General features: G+C 46.0%; 2 protein-coding genes. One reads left to right on the top strand and one right to left on the bottom strand.

The window, feature by feature from the left end; genetic code table 11:
- Positions 1–2,203, top strand: a 2,203-nt coding sequence (locus tag VN429_RS00240) for a thioredoxin domain-containing protein (RefSeq protein WP_325628514.1), incomplete at its 5' end; no start/stop codon positions are given.
- Here VN429_RS00240 and VN429_RS00245 read toward each other — a convergent pair.
- Complete coding sequence (locus VN429_RS00245) at positions 2,190–2,666, bottom strand: pyridoxamine 5'-phosphate oxidase family protein (protein ID WP_109969683.1); 477 nt, start codon at positions 2,664–2,666, stop codon at positions 2,190–2,192. The genes VN429_RS00240 and VN429_RS00245 overlap by 14 nt on opposite strands.
- Positions 2,667–2,741: the final 75 nt, after the last annotated feature.

The raw sequence follows: 2,741 nt of genomic DNA on the forward strand, positions 1-2,741 counted from the left end.
TAATTATCCATTGGTAGAAGGAGTTTATTGGTGGCAGTATTTAATTAATTGCGTGGCGGACATTCTCTCTTGTCACCAGTATGTGTTATCATGTATAACAGAAGTAAATGAATCAATGCCAAACCGACTGATCCATGAACAAAGCCCATACCTATTACAGCATTCTCACAATCCGGTTGACTGGTATCCCTGGGGAGAAGAGGCCCATGCACTGGCACGGGAGCGGGATATACCTATCTTCCTCTCAATCGGGTATGCAGCATGCCACTGGTGTCATGTGATGGAAAAAGAGTGTTTTATGGACCAGGAAATGGCTGGAATTCTCAATAAACACTTCATCGCTATAAAAGTGGATCGGGAAGAACACCCCGAGATTGATCGGATCTATATGGGTGTCTGTCAGGCAATGACGGGATCAGGAGGATGGCCCCTGAGTATATTCCTTACTCCTGATCTGAAACCATTCTATGCAGCCACCTTTATCCCTCGGAGATCACGAGGAGAAACTCCGGGTATGCTGGATCTTATCCCCCATATTGTTCGTGTATGGGAAGAACGACGTGATGAAGTCTATGAGGCAGGAGATCGTGTGTTCGGGGCAATATCCCAGGCGTATGGAAAGAATAACCCAGACCCCCATTTGGGGATGTTCTCAAATGAGGATCTCCATTCAGCGTTCAATAGTTTTTCGAGTACCTATGATTCTAAGTTCGGGGGATTTGGAAGGGCACCTAAGTTTCCCTCTGTTCCCCAGTTGATTTTTCTTATGCAGTACGGGATGGTATTTGGCAGTGATCAGGCGATCCAAATGGCAATAGGTACTCTTTCAGCCATGGCCCTTGGAGGAGTGAGGGATCAGGTCGGATTTGGGTTTCACCGGTATGCTGTAGATCGTGCCTGGAAAATTCCCCACTTTGAAAAGATGCTTTATGATCAGGCGATGAATGCATCTGCATTCACTTCTGCCTGGCAGATCACCTCCGATCCACTCATGCGTAAGGCAGCAGAAGAGTCTCTTCAGTACATCTGCCAGACTCTACGGCGTCCAGATGGAGGATTTGCATCGGCAGAGGATGCTGACAGTGAGGGTGGAGAAGGGGCATTTTACCTATGGAAATTTATAGATCTCAAGGAGGTTCTGAACTCTGATGAAATGACGATTGCAGAGAAGATCTGGGGGATCACTGAAAACGGCAATCTTCCATCAGAGGCGGGTATTCCCCCCAGAAGTAACATCATCTCATGGGTCAGGGAAAAAAATGCGGATGGGACTACTACCATCCCGATCCCCGTAGATTCACCAGTTGTCGAACAGATACGAAAGAAACTGTATGATCGCAGGGAACTGCGATCTCGCCCCCTACTGGATGATAAAGTTCTAACAGACTGGAATGGTCTTGCGATCGGGGCACTTGCATATGCAGGAAGGGTTCTTGATGATGCATGGATGATCCGTGCTGCAGAGGAGGCTTCTGATTTTCTGCTGACCACGATCCTTACCAATAAAAGAGAACTCTGGCATCAATGGAAAGCGGGTAAAGCAACCATAAAAGGTACAGCACAGGATTACATCTCCTTTTCATCAGGCCTGATAAGCCTCTTTCAGGCATCAGGGAAACCTGCATACCTAGAAAGTGCAGTTGCAATCATACAGACTGCATTAGATCTCTTCTGGGATGAGATGAGAGGAGGTTTTTATGCAACACGTTCTGATGATCCTCTGGTTCCGGTTAGGATTCGCGATGATTATGATGGACCTGTTCAGTCGGTGAATGGACTTGCCTACCAGATTCTCTCTGAACTGGGTCTAATCACCGGGAATGAGGAATATAAAAAGCGGGCTGATGCTCTGCTTGCTGGTATGTATGATACCGTCACCAGGGTACCCCAGGGAACTCTTAGCCTTCTTGGTATGATATGCAGGCAAAAAATAGAGATTCGTGTTGTAATTACCGGCTATGTTGAAGATGAACGTAGAATCGCACTATGGAAGGTATTACATCAGAAGTATATCCCGGGGTTGGTTATCGTTCCTTATATCCCCACATATGTATCTGAAATGCAAAGACTAGTGCCTGAATCAGAAGCCATTGCTCGCGAAGAAGTTCCATCGGTTTGGATCTGTTCCGGACAGACCTGCAGACCACCGGTTTATAATCCAAAGATCCTATCGGATCTCCTGGACCATATCACACATTCTTAAGTGCAACAAGACTTCGGACACCGTTCAGCCTCCATACAACCGATCTCTCTTCACGGCATATGGATTCAGGAGCATCTTCAGGTGAATGCCCAAGGGCAGCAAGAATATTGAGTGAGAGATGCTGCTCTTGTATTAGATCCACAAACTTTCCCCTGATAATCTTTTTTTCGATGGAGTCTGTTACTTCTTCAAGATATCCCTGCAGGGTCACGAACATGAAACCTGAAAGATCAGGCTCGTACTGTTCAATTTCAACTGAAACATATGGGGACTTACGGAAATATTCGAATTTTCTGCCGTACTTAGTGGAGAGGAAGTACAGGTGTTTTCCATCATACACATACATGAACGGTGCAATATAGGGGTATTTTTCCCCCTGGAATGCTATCCGGGCCATGAAGCGATTATGGATCAGAGCGTCGTACTCCTCCTTCTCCATCTTTGGAATCTTCACGATCTCCATGGTATAGAACAAAGATACACCCTGAGGGATATAAATCCATTCAACTGTACCTAAAGAAATCCATCCGTGTTTTCT

Origin of the sequence: Methanospirillum sp., assembly GCF_035560735.1 — an archaeon.
Taxonomy (GTDB): domain Archaea; phylum Halobacteriota; class Methanomicrobia; order Methanomicrobiales; family Methanospirillaceae; genus Methanospirillum.